Annotated in this window: 16 protein-coding genes; 10 read left to right on the forward strand and 6 right to left on the reverse strand. The window is 71.3% G+C overall.

What is annotated here, in order from left to right; translation table 11 throughout:
- Positions 1 to 73 precede the first annotated feature (73 nt).
- Positions 74 to 1,315 carry a DUF418 domain-containing protein gene (locus IGA62_RS11155; RefSeq protein ID WP_232624954.1) on the reverse strand — a complete coding sequence of 414 codons (1,242 nt, stop codon included), beginning with the start codon at positions 1,313 to 1,315 and terminating at the stop codon, positions 74 to 76.
- Positions 1,316 to 1,423: 108 nt separating this feature from the next.
- On the opposite strand from IGA62_RS11155, the gene IGA62_RS11160 reads away from it, so the two are divergent.
- The gene (locus tag IGA62_RS11160) at positions 1,424 to 2,167 is read left to right on the forward strand and encodes a TetR/AcrR family transcriptional regulator (RefSeq protein WP_198501225.1); all 744 of its coding nucleotides are present in this window, start codon (positions 1,424 to 1,426) and stop codon (positions 2,165 to 2,167) included.
- A gap of 86 nt (positions 2,168 to 2,253) precedes the next feature.
- Here the strand turns inward: IGA62_RS11160 and IGA62_RS11165 are convergent, their stop codons facing one another.
- The 3 genes from IGA62_RS11165 to IGA62_RS30010 all read right to left on the reverse strand — a co-directional run bounded on the left by IGA62_RS11165 (position 2,254) and on the right by IGA62_RS30010 (position 4,241).
- Entirely contained in the window at positions 2,254 to 2,505 is a 252-nt protein-coding gene (locus tag IGA62_RS11165) for a hypothetical protein (RefSeq protein WP_145815133.1), read from the reverse strand.
- Positions 2,505 to 3,689 (reverse strand): helix-turn-helix domain-containing protein, encoded by a 1,185-nt coding sequence (locus tag IGA62_RS11170; protein ID WP_145815132.1) that lies wholly within the window; start codon positions 3,687 to 3,689, stop codon positions 2,505 to 2,507. The genes IGA62_RS11165 and IGA62_RS11170 overlap by 1 nt, the downstream gene beginning before the upstream one ends.
- A 228-nt stretch (positions 3,690 to 3,917) precedes the next feature.
- A complete protein-coding gene (locus tag IGA62_RS30010; RefSeq protein ID WP_232624955.1) occupies positions 3,918 to 4,241 on the reverse strand; it encodes a DivIVA domain-containing protein in 324 nt (107 codons plus the stop codon).
- 243 nt (positions 4,242 to 4,484) lie between these two features.
- Between IGA62_RS30010 and IGA62_RS11180 the strand changes: the two genes are divergently transcribed.
- Positions 4,485 to 4,703, forward strand: a complete 219-nt coding sequence (locus tag IGA62_RS11180; RefSeq protein ID WP_145815129.1) for a helix-turn-helix transcriptional regulator — start codon at positions 4,485 to 4,487, stop codon at positions 4,701 to 4,703.
- The gene (locus IGA62_RS11185) at positions 4,684 to 4,917 is read left to right on the forward strand and encodes a helix-turn-helix transcriptional regulator (protein ID WP_232624956.1); all 234 of its coding nucleotides are present in this window, start codon (positions 4,684 to 4,686) and stop codon (positions 4,915 to 4,917) included. Before IGA62_RS11180 ends, IGA62_RS11185 begins: the two co-directional genes overlap by 20 nt.
- Before the next feature lie 422 nt (positions 4,918 to 5,339).
- On the opposite strand, the gene IGA62_RS11190 is transcribed toward IGA62_RS11185, so the two are convergent.
- Positions 5,340 to 5,867, reverse strand: a complete 528-nt coding sequence (locus tag IGA62_RS11190) for a GNAT family N-acetyltransferase (protein WP_145815128.1) — start codon at positions 5,865 to 5,867, stop codon at positions 5,340 to 5,342.
- A gap of 535 nt (positions 5,868 to 6,402) precedes the next feature.
- On the opposite strand from IGA62_RS11190, the gene IGA62_RS11195 reads away from it, so the two are divergent.
- The 4 genes from IGA62_RS11195 (at position 6,403) to IGA62_RS11210 (ending at position 9,257) form a co-directional block, all read left to right on the forward strand.
- Positions 6,403 to 6,552 (forward strand): hypothetical protein, encoded by a 150-nt coding sequence (locus IGA62_RS11195; protein WP_186499685.1) that lies wholly within the window; start codon positions 6,403 to 6,405, stop codon positions 6,550 to 6,552.
- A gap of 398 nt (positions 6,553 to 6,950) precedes the next feature.
- Entirely contained in the window at positions 6,951 to 7,919 is a 969-nt protein-coding gene (locus IGA62_RS11200) for an NAD-dependent epimerase/dehydratase family protein (protein WP_145815127.1), read from the forward strand.
- Between the two features lie 190 nt (positions 7,920 to 8,109).
- Complete coding sequence (locus IGA62_RS11205) at positions 8,110 to 8,724, forward strand: hypothetical protein (RefSeq protein ID WP_145815126.1); 615 nt, start codon at positions 8,110 to 8,112, stop codon at positions 8,722 to 8,724.
- A gap of 32 nt (positions 8,725 to 8,756) precedes the next feature.
- Positions 8,757 to 9,257, forward strand: coding sequence for a hypothetical protein (locus tag IGA62_RS11210; RefSeq protein WP_377465834.1), 501 nt, complete (start codon positions 8,757 to 8,759; stop codon positions 9,255 to 9,257).
- Between the two features lie 13 nt (positions 9,258 to 9,270).
- Here IGA62_RS11210 and IGA62_RS11215 read toward each other — a convergent pair whose 3' ends face one another.
- Positions 9,271 to 10,509 (reverse strand): cytochrome P450, encoded by a 1,239-nt coding sequence (locus tag IGA62_RS11215; RefSeq protein ID WP_145815124.1) that lies wholly within the window; start codon positions 10,507 to 10,509, stop codon positions 9,271 to 9,273.
- A 227-nt stretch (positions 10,510 to 10,736) separates the two neighbouring features.
- On the opposite strand from IGA62_RS11215, the gene IGA62_RS11220 reads away from it, so the two are divergent.
- The 3 genes from IGA62_RS11220 (at position 10,737) to IGA62_RS11230 (ending at position 14,510) form a co-directional block, all read left to right on the forward strand.
- Complete coding sequence (locus IGA62_RS11220) at positions 10,737 to 13,274, forward strand: hypothetical protein (RefSeq protein WP_145815123.1); 2,538 nt, start codon at positions 10,737 to 10,739, stop codon at positions 13,272 to 13,274.
- Between the two features lie 175 nt (positions 13,275 to 13,449).
- Entirely contained in the window at positions 13,450 to 14,157 is a 708-nt protein-coding gene (locus IGA62_RS11225) for a hypothetical protein (protein WP_145815122.1), read from the forward strand.
- Positions 14,154 to 14,510 carry a transcriptional regulator gene (locus IGA62_RS11230; RefSeq protein ID WP_232624957.1) on the forward strand — a complete coding sequence of 119 codons (357 nt, stop codon included), beginning with the start codon at positions 14,154 to 14,156 and terminating at the stop codon, positions 14,508 to 14,510. Before IGA62_RS11225 ends, IGA62_RS11230 begins: the two co-directional genes overlap by 4 nt.
- Positions 14,511 to 14,679: the final 169 nt, after the last annotated feature.

The following is a 14,679-nucleotide window of genomic DNA, read 5'->3' on the forward strand; positions in this document are numbered from 1 at the left end:
GGCCTTCGACCGTCTTCAGGCTGTGTCCATCTCAATCGCCACCTCAGTGGCCCTCCCGCAAGTCCCGCCCCCGCTACAGCGAACCGCTCCGGACTGCGGGAACAGGATCGACGTGCGGCGGCACCGTCTTCCCTCCCGGATCGGCGGGCGGGGCGACGAAGGCCGGGCGGCGGGCGTTGGTGAGCCAGCGCAGCGCCCACTCGACCGGGCCGTAGCGGAACCGGCGCAGCCAGAGCGCGCTCACCACCAACTGGGCAACGAACACGGCCAGGGCGAAGGCGAAGAGTGCCAGCGGGGAGAACGTGCCGGCGAGCCCGAACCCGATGCCGGTGAAGGTGATCAGGCCGGCTACCGACTGACCCAGGTAGTTGGTGAGGGCCATCCGGCCGGCCGGGGCGAGCGCGGCCTGGACCGCCGCCGTGCGCGCATCGTGCATGACCCGCAGCAGCGTCGCCACGTACGCGGCGGCCAGCAGCGGAGCTGTCGCGACGCTCGCCGCGACCCCGAGGGTGTTGCCGTTGCCGCCGCTGGCGGCGTAGACGATCGACCCGAGCAGCCCGACCGGGAATCCGATCCACTGGATCCGGCGCAGCACCGGCTCGCTGCCGGAGACCCGGGCCAGCCACTGCCGGCGTCCGGCGACCATGCCGAGCAGGAACAGGCCCAGTGCGGTCGGGCCTTGCAGGGTCACCGCCTGGAGGAGCAGCAGCGGCAGACCGGCGATGTGCCCCCCGATGTTCGCTCCCCAGCCGCCGAGCAGCACCCGCGTCGCGTCCTGGCCGTTGGCCAGCGCCTCGGCCTCGCCGGGCAGGAACGCCGAGCGGTCCACGAGGAGCGCACTTGCGACCAGGCTGACCAGCACGAGGGCGTAGAGGGCCACCGCGATCCAGATCGCCGTACGGTCCTTCACATTGCGCAGTAGGAGCAGCGTGAGACATGCCACGGCGTACGTGGTGAGGACGTCGCCGCCGTAGAGGAAGACGGTGTGCAGGGCGCCGAGGACGAGGAGGCCACCGATCCGGCGGAGCATCCGTGCCGAGATGGCTGCGCCGGCCCGGCTCGCCGCCTCCATCTGGAGGGTGAAGCTGTACCCGAAGAGGAACGAGAAGAGCACGTAGAACTTCATGTCGACGAAGACGGAGGAGAACGTGCGGACGGCGTTGTCCAGTCCCGAGCCGAAGCCGGGGTCGGTCACCAGGTTTCCCGGATAGCCGGAGGCCATGAACGTGACATTGACGACGAAGATCCCGAGCAGTGCGAAGCCTCGGACCGCGTCGACGTCGAGAAGACGCCTGACCGGATTTTGTGTAGTCACGACCCACCCTTCAGGTGATCTATGTACTTCATACAGTGTACGAGGTACAGGGTCCCCGAAGCCTAGAGTGAGCACAAGACCCCCGCGGGCGGAAACGAGGAGTTCAACGTGGCGGAACACAGGCTCCCCCCCGTGGTGGCCCGGATGTGGGGCCGCGAGACCAGCCCAAGGCACGGCCCCCGGCCCAGCCTTGACCTTGGCAGGATCGTCGACGCCGCGATCCGGATCGCCGACCGCGACGGCCTGGAGGGGGTGAAGATGAGCAGCGTCGCCGCCGAAGTCGGGATGGCGACCATGTCTCTGTACCGCTACGTCGGCAGCAAGGACGAGCTGTTGATCGTGATGGCGGATGCCGCCGCGCCCGAACCACCGGCGCTCGACGGGCGGAGCTGGCGCGTCTATCTGACCGACTGGACCCGGGCCAACCGGGACTTTCTGCTCGGCCGGCCCTGGTTGCTGGCGCTCGGCCAGCACACCCCGCCCGCCGGGCCTCGGTCGCTGCGCTGGCTCGACCGCGCACTCGCCGCGCTCGCCGACACCGGACTCGGCTACGGCGAGCGGATCAGCATCGCGACCACCCTCACCGGCTACGCCACCCGGCAGGCAGCCCTGGCCCACGCCTTGAACCGCACGGCCGTTGACGCCACCGACGACTCGATCGCAGGGCTGGCCGGGTACGGCGACATCCTCGGCCAAGTCCTCGACCCGGGCGGTTACCCGGAGCTGACCGCCGCTGTACGCGCGAACGCGTTCGGCGTCGCCGAGGAGTGGATCGACAACGCCGACTTCACCTTCGGGCTCGACCTACTCCTCGATGGCATCCAGGCGCTCATTGCCCGCGGGAACGGCTGAACTGCTGGTCCTGGGCATTCCGCAATCCGAGTCGATCAGGCCAGCGGCCCCGCGGCCGACCAGCCAGCCGACCGGGCCGAGTCGCATCATCGCGGCAGCCCTCGGGTGCACTCTCCGTCGTGGTCGGGGCGGAGCAGGCAGCGACGGCCGGTGGGGAGTTGCCCCGGGCAGAACACCGGATGCCGTACCGCCGGGTGGTCGACGGCCGCGACGGTGGCCTCGTCGCACTCGACCAGCTGGCGGAAACTGAGCGAACGGGCGATGACCCGGGCGACGCGCACTGCGGTGGCCAGGTCGTCGGCCGTCACCGGCAACTGGATCAGGAACCTGCGGTCCATCAGGCCACCCCGAGGGTGCTGGCCAGGTGCGCGACACCGGCAGTGGCGGGTCCGCCGCGTGCGACGGCGGCGATGACCGTACGGGCTGCCGGTCGTGACCGGGTCTCGGCCGGTGCGGTGCGGTCGGCGTCGACCAGGGCGCGGCCGGCGGCGGCCAGGTCACCGACCTGGAGGTACGCACGGGCGACGTCGATCAGGTACGCGGCGCGGTGTTCGGCCGGGAGGCATCGCCACCCGGCCCGGCGGACGGCGATCCCGTGTCGGGTGATCGCGTCTGCGGCGTCGCCCAGGTCGACCGCCGCCACGACCCGAGCCAACTCGACGGCGGTCGGTCCGAAACACGTCCACTGGTCGTCGTCACCCTCGCCGACCAGGTCGGCGATCTCAGCAGCCCGGTCGGTGAGTTCGTGGGCGGTACGCGTGTCGCCGCAGCCGGCGGCGGCCAACGCCGCCTGGAGTAGCAGCGTCCCGAGCACCGACGACTCGTCCGGCGTCCCCTGGTCGCACGAGATCGGGGGTGCGGCGGCGAGTGCCGCCGCCATCGCGAGCCGGTCCCGGCCGAGGGCTCGTAGCGCCTGGGCGAGCGGGATCGCCGCGACGGCGGCGAACTGTCGGTCACCCCCGGCAGCCGTCACCGCCCGGTCGGCGGCCAGCCAGGCGAGGTCTGCCTCCCCGAGTTTCACCAGCACCGACGAGGTGACCCGGTACACCTGCACCAACAGGCTAGTAGCGCACTCCGGCTGAGCGGCGTGGGCATGCTGGGCGTCGGCGAGGAGGCCCGGCAGCATCCGCAGCAGGTGGGAGTAGTGGGCGTGCTGGTAGGTCAACCAGGCGTGCGCCGCCCGCCGGCTCAGCTCCGCGACCGGTGGTGCCGGCCGGCGGTCGGGGTCGTGCGGGGTGAAGTCGTAGCGGGCGAGGGCGGCCCGCACCGCGTCGACGCCGTCGGTGCCGGCGGCGATCGAGGGTGGTGTGGTGCGGCCGAGCAGTACGACCGGGTCGACGCGGAGCACCTCGGCGAGGTCCCGGATGACGGAGAACCGGTCGAGGGCCCGCACGCCCCGTTCGACCTTGTCCACCCAACTCTTGGACCTGCCGAGCCGGTCGGCGAGCATCTGCTGGGTCATCCGTCGCCGGATCCGCCACTGCGCGACCCGACGCCCGATCGGCAGCTCATCGACGCTCACGACGCCACCACCGCTCGGGTACGGCCGTCTTCCGAGCCGGTCGCTCCGGCCAGTGGCCACGGTTGACCGGCACACGACACCAGGCCCGGCACGGCAGGTCGGCACCACACCGGCACACCCGCCGCCACCTGCGCCACGACCACACCGGCCGATGCCGACGAGCGAGCAGCATCGCGGCGGCCAGGACGAACCCACCGGACGGGTCGCGTCCCGTCGGGTCGCCGCTGGTCATCGGTAGAGGGCGTAGCGGTCGCGGGTCCGCGCCTGCTCGGACTGCCACCGCCGCAGCGCGTCCTTGATCCGCGTGGTCTCCTGCCGGGCCCGTTCGGCAGCCTGCTGGGCGTCGGCCAGTTCGAGGGCGACCCGGTCGAGGAAGCGCTGCACGTCGTCCGGGTCCAGGCCGCGCCGGCCGAGGCGGGCACGCCGGAACCGGCGGTCACGTATCTGGGCCGGGAGCAGCGGCACGCAGAACCGGGACCGGTACGGCGCTCCGTCGGCCCGCCGATGCCGGGCGGGACGGCGGCCGAACAGCCGCTCGACGAGATGTCTCACGAAAACCTGCCTTTCGACTCGATATGTGTCAGGAGAGGGCGGGTCCGTCCCCGGTTCGGGTTCCGAGGACGGACCGGCGACGCCGAACCGCGCAGGGGAAGTGGCGGTCGGCAGCGGAGAGCCCTGCTCACGGACACCCACCTCACCATCCTCCCTGACACATATGCTAACTGGCAAGTTAGCCGACTGACGCATAAGACAAGTGACACATCAGCCCTGGCTAGACCGCCTAGCGTCCGATCCATGGGGGTCAGGAAGAAGAGGCTGTACGGCGCGCAGGAGCTTCGAGACCGCTTGGGCGTGTCTCGCACGCGCGTGCTTCAGCTCGTCGCGCGGCCTGACTTCCCAGAGCCCTACGAACGGCTGGCCGGCGGGGCCATCTGGCTGGCAGAGGACGTGGAACGCTGGATCGCGGAACACCAGCCCTGGAAGCTGGACGACCGTGCTGACGAAGAGGGTTGACCAGACGCCACGTCAGCCGCTGCGGGTGATGGGAACCGCTGAGATTGCGGAGTACCTCGGCGTGTCCCGGCAGTGGGTAGAGGTCCTGAGCAAGCGCCGAGACTTCCCCGAGCCGGCAGCAGTCCTGAAGGCTGGCCGCATCTGGCGGAGCGAGGACATCGAGCAGTGGGCAGCCGAGCACCGCCCTAAACCCGATCTCGACGAGCCAGCGTGACCCGATTTTGCACTGAGCAGCACGAAGTAAGGGCCAGCCCCACTGGGAACCGGCCCTCCGCAGCCTCTGCCCGTCGGCCCCGTTTCTGGGCACTTCAGGTTGAAGGCGGTCAGGCCGCCGGGGTGACCTGGCCGGGGCGCAACCCCTGATGATCCACTCCCAGCCGATCCGCCATCGACGGAAAGCGCGTCAGGAGTCACGCCACCACCGAGCTACCCGAACCACCCGAGCACCCAACGACCCGGCGACCCGGCGACCCGGCGACCCAACAAAGCTCTACCAGGGCGGCAGGTCGGCCGCCGACGAAACGTCCGGTCGGGCCGACGAGAGACGCTATTGGATTCTCAGCCCGAGAGTCTGCTGTCACTGGAACACGCATGCGGAGTCGAAAGCCGGCGCGACGGGGTTGACTGCGCGGCGGGTCAGGGTCGCCGGTTCAGGGTGATCCAGTAGCGCCTGACCCGGCCATGCTCGGTGTCGCGAATGCCTTCGAGAACGCCGCCGTTGCGTTCGATCGTGCGGGCCGAGGCGACGTTGTCCGCGAGGCACGGGATGAGGACGCGGTCCAGGCCCAGGGCCGCACGAGCCTCGCCGAGCATCTCATTGAGCGCCCAACTCGCCAGCCCACGGCGGCGCGCGGACGGGCGTACGCCGTAGCCGATGTGGCCGATACTGTCGTCGAACGTGTGCCGCAGGACGATTCCCCCGAGAACCTGACCGTCCTCGACGATCCACCGGGGTGAGCCATGCTTCTCGTCCGGGCAGGGCGTCCCCGCCGGGTGGGCCACTCGGATCCGCTGGTGCACCCAGGTGGCAAAGCCGTCGGGTGAGTCCACATCGTCGGCGGCGTCGAGGCCGAAGCCGTCCTCGTGGAGGCCGGGGCCCCAGTCGTCACGACACTTGAGGAAGGCGGCGTGCAGGAGGGTGGTCGGCAGGATTAATTCAGCCATGCGGCGACGGTAGCTGGGGCGCGTCCGCAGAACGAGCCGCCGATCCTCACCATCAACTACGCGGAAAACGTGAGTGTGCCCGAGACTATCCCCATCCCTGTGGGGGAATACGAGGACGCTCGGCTGGGCGCTCCACAGCGTTCCTACAGGCGTCAAAAGGGGAATCTTTCGAGAAGGAACAGGGGGTCACCACGCCGCCCGAGCGTGAACTCTTGTGATCCGCGTCACCCGCCTTTCCTTGCTGGTCGTCCTTATGCGATCGCTGCCCGGCCCCCGATCCGGGTGTGGTCTGTAAAGCTGCGGCCGGCGCGCAAGGCGCGTTCGGCTTCGTCGCCATCCTTCAGGAGACCGAGGACGAGTCAGCGCGATTACGCGATCCGAGCGCTCCTCTTTCGGTCATGGACGCGACCGGCCACCAACGCAGATGACGCACTGATCTGCCTGCGTTACATGATCGGCTAGTGCCTCGTCGCGCAGCCTTGAACGGGTAATCCGGGCGGCGGATCTTGGAGTTGATCGCGAACCCGGATTTCGGTTGGCCGATTTGCCACTGCCGCACGTTGTGCCGCCGCCCGGCCGGCAGGTCGAGGACGCCACGCCGGTCGCCGACGAGGTGCACGAGGTGCTCGGCGCGGCTCGCCCGACCCGGCACCGACTGGGTATCCGAGGCTTCGTGGCTGCCTGAGGTGTAATCCGCTCGGCGTGTCGTAGATCTGAGCTGCCACAGCCGCGTGCGATAACAAATGTCCGCTCACCCGCCGTCACGCGTTGACCTCCAACACGCACACCCGCAGTCACCGGCCGAGCGCAGTTCTCAGAACCGACCGGTAACCCGGTCGACGCTCCAAGACGAGGCACTAGTGCCTCGTCACGCAGCCTTCGACGGGTGATCCAGGTGTCGGATCTTGGAGTTGTTCGCGAACCCGGACTTCGGTCGGGCGTGTTGGTTGCGGCGCGTCCAGGAGTACGTCCTGGATGCCGTCGCCCGGGTGAACGGAGAAGAGGACTGATGAACGTAGCTGGCCGATTCTGCCCAGCGCCGAACGCCGGACGTAGCCCCGGGCCGCGTGGTCGGCTGGCCGTATGCGGGTCGTGGTCCTGGGCGGTACGGAGTTCATCGGGCGGCGGGTGGTCGAGCGGCTGGTCGGGCGGCGCGACGAGGTCGTGGTGGTCCACCGGGGCCGCACCGAACCCGACGACCTCCCCGCCTGCGGGCACCTGCACGTCGACCGGCGCGACTTCGCCGAGGTCGCCGACCGGGTACGCCGGTTCGCGCCGGACGCCGTGGTCGACTCGTACGCGCTGACCCGGGCGGACGCCGAGTCGGTCCTGCCGCACCTGCCCGACGTGCCGCTGGTGCTGCTCTCCAGCGTCGACGTCTACCGGGCCTGGGAGCTGCTCCTCGCCGACGACGACACCCCACTGCCGACGCCGGTCACCGAGGACGCGCCGCTGCGCCGGGGGCGCTTCCCGTACCGGGGGCAGGGTGCGGGGCTGGACGACTACGACAAGCTGGACGTCGAGCCGGCGTACCTGGCCCGGGGTGGCACCGTGCTCCGCCTCGGCATGGTCTACGGCCGGCACGACCAGCAGCGGCGGGAGGAGTTCGTGTTGCGGCGGGTCCGGGCGGGGCGTACCCGGATACCGGTCGGCGCGGGTGACGCCCTGCTCACCCGCCTGCACGTCGACGACGCGGCCGACGCGGTGCTCGCCGCTCTCGACCGGCCGGAGGCCACCCGGGGCGAGCTGTTCAACCTGGGCGAGTCGGTGACGTACCCGGTGCGGGGCTGGTTGCGGCTGATCCTGGACGCGGCCGGGCACGAGGCCGAGCTGGTCCGGGTGCCCGACGAGCGGCTGCCGGACGACCTGTGGTTGACCCGGCGGCTGGCCCAGCACGTGCTGGTCGACAGCGGCAAGGCCGGCCGGCTGCTGGGCTGGCGGCCGACGGATCCGGTGGCGGCGGTGGCCCGCTCGGTGCGCTGGCACCTGGACCATCCGCCGACGGACGTTGCGGCAGACTTCGACGCCGACGACCGCGCCCTCGCCGGCTGATCACGGCTCCCGGCCCGGCGGGCCTGGCGTCCGGTCCGCCGGCCGGTAGCACGAACGGGGCAGCTCGACAGGGACTCCGCAGCAACCCTCCCGCTCCGCCGACCTCACGCTGGGTCACCGGGTACGCCCGAATGCGGTTTACTGACGACGTGATCATCGACGCCTCCGGGCCGGCCGTCCGCCGCACCGAATGAGCTACCAGCTCAGCGCGGTCGTGGCCGACGCCGAGCTGCTCGCGGAGCAGACCGCCGAACTCGACCACGCCGTCCTGGCCGCGCTGCGGCAGGACTTCGCCCTGCTGCCGGTCACCCCGCAACTGGTGGAGGAGCTGACCGGGGCGCTGCCCGACTTCGCCGTCGAGGAGCCGGGCCCGCAGCGGCCGTTCCACCTGGTCCTCTCGGCCGCGCTCATCGAGGTGTTCGCCCGCTGGTCACGGCAGGGCCCGATCGCGTACCTGGAGGCGGAGTTCTCCGGCGGGGCCGGGCACCAGGCGGCGGTGGTGTGGCTGGACGGAGCCGGGACCTGGGGGCCGTGTTTCGACGCCGCCCTCGACCGCCCCCGCGCCGAGTGGCCGATCAACACCGCGCTGGTCCGGATCGGCGCGGAGCCCGGACGTTGGATCGACCCCTTCGCCGAGCTGGGCCTCCATCTGGAGGGGAGCACCGAGGGCTGGCTGGCACACGGGCGGCGCCGCCTGTCCGCCGACTACTGGGATGACCTGGCCGAAGAGTGGGAATACCGGCAAAACGCCACAGACCAGCAACCTTGGCGGCCCGAGGCCGTTGGGGACTGGGGGATTTTATGACTTTTCGGCAATTCTTGTTCATCGCGGCGTTGCTGGCCGCGGCCTCGGTCGCCGGGAGCGGCGTCCATCCACAAGCGCCGGTCGCACCGACGGAACCGGTCGAGCCGGTCACCGACGAGGTGATCGACCTGCACGGGCTCGCCGGAGTCGAGTTCGGCGACAGCCAGCGGGAGCTGGTGGAGCGGGGCATGCTCCACCAGACGCCCGAATCCTGCGGCCCGGCGCTGGTCGGACAGGAGACGGCCAGCCCGGTCTTCCGCGACGACCGGCTGGTGCTGCTCTGGGTCAGCGCGCCCGTCCGGACTCCGGAGGGGGTCACCGTCGGGACGCCGGTCGGCGACCTGCGCTCCCGCTTCCCGTCGTTGACCCGACTCGACGCTCCAGAGGGGACGTACCGCTTCGACGGACTGCTCGCCCAGCGGGGCGACCGCGCGTACCTCTTCCTCCACGACGGACGGACGGTCCGCAAGACGATCGCCGGTTACGCCGACTACGCGCAGCGTCTCTTCGACGAGGGGCACGGCCCCTGCTGAACCCCGCCTCAGGTCACCACTCGATCGGCAGCTCCTCCGGCCCGAGGATCGCGTGCCCCGCCTTCCAGCGCACCTCGTCGGCGGGTACGGCGAGCCGCAGACCGGGCAGTTCGCGCAGGAGCAACCCGATCGCGGTCCGCACCTCCAACGCGCCCAGGTGTGCTCCCACGCAGTAGTGCGGGCCGTACCCGAAGGAGAGGTGCGGATTGGGGTCGCGGTCGAAGTCCGCCCGCTCCGGGTCGGGGAAGACCCGTGGATCCCGGTTGGCGGCGTCGTGCGAGGGGATCACGACGTCCCCGGCGGTGAGCCGCGCACCGCTGGGCAGTTCCACGTCGGCCAGCACCCGGCGCGGCATGTCGTCGGCGTTCGCGGTGGAGTGCAGCCGTTCCAGCTCGGTGATCGCGGAGTCCAGCTTCCCGGGATGGTCGAGCAGGTACTCCCAGCCGGAGGCGTACCCCTGGTACGGACGCGTCCGGAGCACGAACAGGAAGGTGGCGATGGAGCTGGCGGCGGTCTCCCAGCCCCCCACCACCAGCGAGATCGGCAGCTTGATCTGGACGTCCATCGGCTGGTCGGCGGCGGTCTCGGCGATCCGCGTCAGCAGGTCGCCGGCCGGGCAGCCCCGGCGTCGCTCGATCTGCCCCCACAGGTAACCGCCCATCTCCTCGGCGGCGCGGGTGGCCTCGTCGCGGGTCATGTCGCTGTCGGCCAGGAACATGTCACCCCAGCGGCGGAACTGCGCCCGGTCCTGCTGCGGGAGGCCGAGCAGATCACAGACGACGTGCAGGGTGAACGGGATGGCGAAATCCCGGAGCAGGTCGGCCCGCCCGTCCCGGCCCCGCAGGGTGGCGAGCTGGGCAGCCGCCTCGGCCTCGATCCGGTCGCGCAGCCCGGCCACCGCCGGGCGGGTGAAGAGGTCCTTGACCGTGCCCCGGACCCGGGCGTGCTCGGCCCCGTCCATTCCGAGCATCGTCCCGGTCACGTCGACCGGATCGGCCGCCCTGGCAGCGGACCGGGAGAAGACGTCCTGCCGCCGCAGCACCTCCCGCACGTCCGCGTACCGGCAGATCAGCAGGGCCGGGACGGACTCGCCGTTGACCTGGCGGACCACCGGCACCACCCCGGAGCCGGTGGCCGCGAACCGCCCGTAGTTGGGGTGCTTGTCCGGGCCGGGCGGCCGGTTCACCCCGTCGGCGTCGACATGGAACGGGTGACGGAGGCGGGTGCGGGCCTCCGGGTCGGCGACGGTCATCGGTGTCGAACCCCTCTCGGAGCGTGCCCCGGCAGTGACAGCCGGTAGCACCGGGCGATCGACTCAAGATGGCATCTATTTCCACGCCTGGCAATCGATCATCATGATGATCGCCACGGCCCCGGCCGAGTCGGATGTCCCCGGACAACGCTGTTGTCACCGATCGACCACCGTGGAATCATCTCTCCGCCTGCGCAGATAGCGCGGCACATCCACGGGGGAGTTTGATGGTGAGATCCACCCTGCCCAACCTTCGGCGCGAGAGGCTGGCGCGGCTGTCGGTGGCCGCTGCCGTAGCCGCCGCCGCGGCGAGCGTCCTGATCGGACCGGTTCCCGCGACCGCGGCACCGTCGCCGGCTCCGTCCACGCCGCCCACCACGACGGCCGCGCCGCCGCCAGCTCCATCCACGCCGCCCACCACGACGGCCGCTCCGGCGAAGGCACCCACCGGCGCTGCCGCCGGCGAGCCCACGAAGAGCAACGGCGGCGGAAAGCCCACCAGCAGCCCCGGGAACACGAACTCCGGTGGTTGCGGCGGCACGCTCGCCCTCGGCGCGACCGCAAGCTGCGCCTCGATCAGCGGCGAGGAGCAGGACGCCTGGACGGTCACCACGACCGTTGCCCAGGACACCCTGCTCGCCCGGCTGAGGGGCGTGTCGGGTGAGGGCGTCAGCGCGCGGGTCACCGGCCCCGACGGCGACCACACGTGCCACATCGGGCCGTACCTGAACGAATGCCAACTGGGGGCAGCGGGCACCTACACGATCACTGTCTCGCTCTACTACGGCTCCGGTGAGGGCGCCTACACCCTCTCCGTCGAGTCCCGGAACGCCCCGTCGGAGTGCGACACCCTGCCGGAGAACTTCTTCTCCTTCGCCTCGGCGGGCCGCAGCGGCACGCTGCCCGCCGGCCTGGCCGCCCGCTGCTTCAAGTTCAGCCAGCCCACCGGCACCGTGCTGCACCTGGCCGACCCCGGCGGCGCCGGCGACGTGCAGGGCCACATCCTGGACGCGCAGTACCAGCCAATGGGCTGCCCGGTCAGGGACACCACCGAGTGCACCCTCACCGGCCCCGGGCCGTACCGGCTCTTCCTCCACGAGACCTACGGCAACGAGTCCACGTACACCCTCCGGATGCCCCGCATCTCGAACGCCGTCGGGTGCCCCGCCCTGCCGCTCGCGTCCTTCGGCGACCCCGGCGCCGCCGTCGGCAGCGGCAGCGTGCCGGCCAACGACGGCGTGACCTGCCACGCCCTGACCAGCGCCGCCGCCGGTGCCGTCGTGGTCCGCTTCAATCAGTTCGCAGAGCAGTACCTCGGCTGGAACGTGTACGACGCCGCCGGCCGGCAGATCTGCACGGAGTACGACTCCTGGCGCTCCTGCGCCCTACCGACGGCGGGCTCCTACACGCTCCTGGCGCAGAACTGGGAGTGGCAGCCGGTGACCTACCAGGTGGCGGTGACCTCGCTCGACCGCGCCGACGGCTGCGCGACCGCCACCGGCCTCGCCTGGGACCAGCCGACCCTGGAGGTACACCAGACCTCGCCCGTGCAGACCAACTGCCAGCCCTTCCAGGGCGAGGCCGGCGAGCGGGTCATGGTGTACCGGGCACCGAACGCCTACAACCAGATTTTTTCCTGGATCGTCGACGGACAGGGGGCGGTCCTCTGCACCGAGTCGTCCGAGGAGGACGGCTGTGCGCTGCCCTCGACCGGCACCTTCCGGGTGGTTTCCTACCTGTCGTACTGGGAGGCGGGCACCACCGACCTGACGTACCGGATGCAGGTGCGCTCGCTCACCGACCCGACCGGCTGCCCCACGGTCACGCCCGGCACCTACAACGCCGCACCGGCGGGGGCGCTCGCGGGCGTCCGCTGCCGCGTCCTCGACCTGCCGTCCGCCGGCACGTACCGGGTGAAGGCGGTCGGGACGGACAACTACCGGCAGTACGCCTCGGTCTACGACGCCACCGGGCACAAGGTCTGCATGGAGGTGTGGTGCCAGGTTCCGGCCGCCGGGACGTACACCCTGGTGCTCGGCGGTGGCGCCCCCGACGAGGTGATCGGCGGGGATCTGCGGTACACCCTGGCCCTGCTGCCGTGGATGCCGTCGGCCTGCCGGCCGGTGTCCGACACCGGCTGGGCGGACGCGCCGGTCCAGGGTGCCTTCACCACCCCGGGCCAGTACGACTGCCTCCAGCTCGCCAGCCCGTCCGGCTCCCGGATCGTGGAGCTGCTGCCGGGCGACGCCACGGGTGCCGGCTCGCCCGAGGTGACGGTGATGAACTCGACGGGCGAGTACCTGTGCGACTCGTCCTGGGGGCTGCGCCAGTACCGCTGCGACCTCACCGGCCAGGGGCCGTTCTTCGCGATCCTCAACACCCGCGACGGCGTCCCGCCCGGGGCGTACTCGCTGGCCTTCGCCCGGACCGACGGCCCGCCGGCCTGCCCGGTGCTGCCGGGGGACACGACGGGTGCCACGGTGACCACGGGCGCGGGCCGCTTCGCGGTCTGCTTCTCGATCCCCGCCGAGCAGCGCGCGGCCAGCGAGTCGTTCACCTGGAAGAGGACCAGCGGGACCGGTGACGCCCGGCTCTCCGTCTTCGACCAGTCCGGTCACCGCTACTGCGGGCCGACGGGGTACGCGGTCGAGCGGACGATCTCCTGCTCCCTGCCGGCGGGTGCGGTGACGGTGATCCTGGAGACCGACGCGGTCGACGCGACGTACCAGCTCACCCACCGGGACGCGAGCCTGCCGGCCGCGTGAGTTACGGGGGCCGGCCCTGGACACAGGGCCGGCCCGCCGCGCGGCCACGTCACGAGGAACGCCCGGTTGGTCCTGACGGACCGACCGGGCGTTCTCGCGTCTCGCGAGCGGTGCGGGCGGGATCCGACCGCTCTAGCCACTAGCGCCAATTGGTTTGCTGTGGAAACCTGTTGGCATGACTTCCGATACGGTTTCTGTCGGCGGCGACCCCCGCCGGCTGTTGGCTGACGCACGCGACCTCGCGCACCGGGTTCGTCTTGCCCAGCGGGTGACGTGGCTGCCGCTGCTGGTGCTGGCCGTGGTGACGTTCGGGGCGATCCCGGCATACCGGTACGGCAACCCGGTCGTCAGCGACTGCCAGGCGGTCGACGGCGGTGAGGTGTGCAAGTTCTGGGAGCCGGCCGCGCAGTTCTACTGGCTGACAGCGGCGGTCCTGGCGTACGTGGTGATCGCCGGCGGTTACCTGCGGGTGGCCCGCGCCCGGGGAGTGGGCGTCCGGGTGCTGCCGTACGTGCTCACCGGTGTCGCGCTCTCGGTGGTGCTGTTCGCCGCCATCGCCGCCGGCGCCGGGGCCTGGATCGTCCCCGACCCGCAGGCGCTCCTCGACCCGTCCGCCGCCGTCCAGGTCCTGTTCCGGCTGCTCACACCGACCGGTGGGATCGGGCTGGCCCTGCTGGTGCTGGCCTGGCTGGAGCGACACGTCGCGCTGCTGCTGTTCGCCCTCGGGTACCTTGCGGTGGTGCTGGTGCCGATCAACCTTGGCTGGGGAGTCCACTGGGGTGGCCAGTGGGAGGACGCGCCGATGCTGGTCATCAGCGGCGGCGTGCTGTTGCTGGGCAGCGTCGGCTTCGCGCTGGCCCAACGGCTGCGGCGGCCCCGGTGACCGACCCCGTCGACACCCCGGAGCGGGACGAGATCGAGACCCCGCACCCGGCCACCGGGCTCGACGACGTGGTGCACCAGCGGATCCGCCTCGGCATCCTCACCATCGCGCACGAGGCCCGCCGGGTGGAGTTCGGCTACCTGCGCACCCACCTGGAGCTCACCGCCGGGAACCTCTCCAAGCATCTGAGCGTGCTGGAGACGGCCGGTCTGATCCAGATCGAGAAGGGCTACGCCGGCCGGCGCGGCCGGACCTGGATCACCCTCACCACCGCAGGTCACGCCGCGCTCGCCGAGGAAGTCGCGCGGCTGAAGCAACTCATCGCCCGCATCGACACGACGAACGGGCAGTAGCGGCCGCAGCCGACCGAGCAGCCAGCCCGTCACCCGGCGCACGGCGACCTGCGCACCGACCAAGCCCGCGCAAACTCGCTGGGGCACGGGACGGCCGCCGGCCGAGACCGGAACTGAGACGAAAAGCGGAAAGCCCGGTGCGATCCTCGCGGATCGACCGGGCATTCTC

It is taken from the genome of Micromonospora sagamiensis, assembly GCF_014680085.1.
Classification (GTDB): Bacteria; Actinomycetota; Actinomycetes; order Mycobacteriales; family Micromonosporaceae; genus Micromonospora; species Micromonospora inyonensis.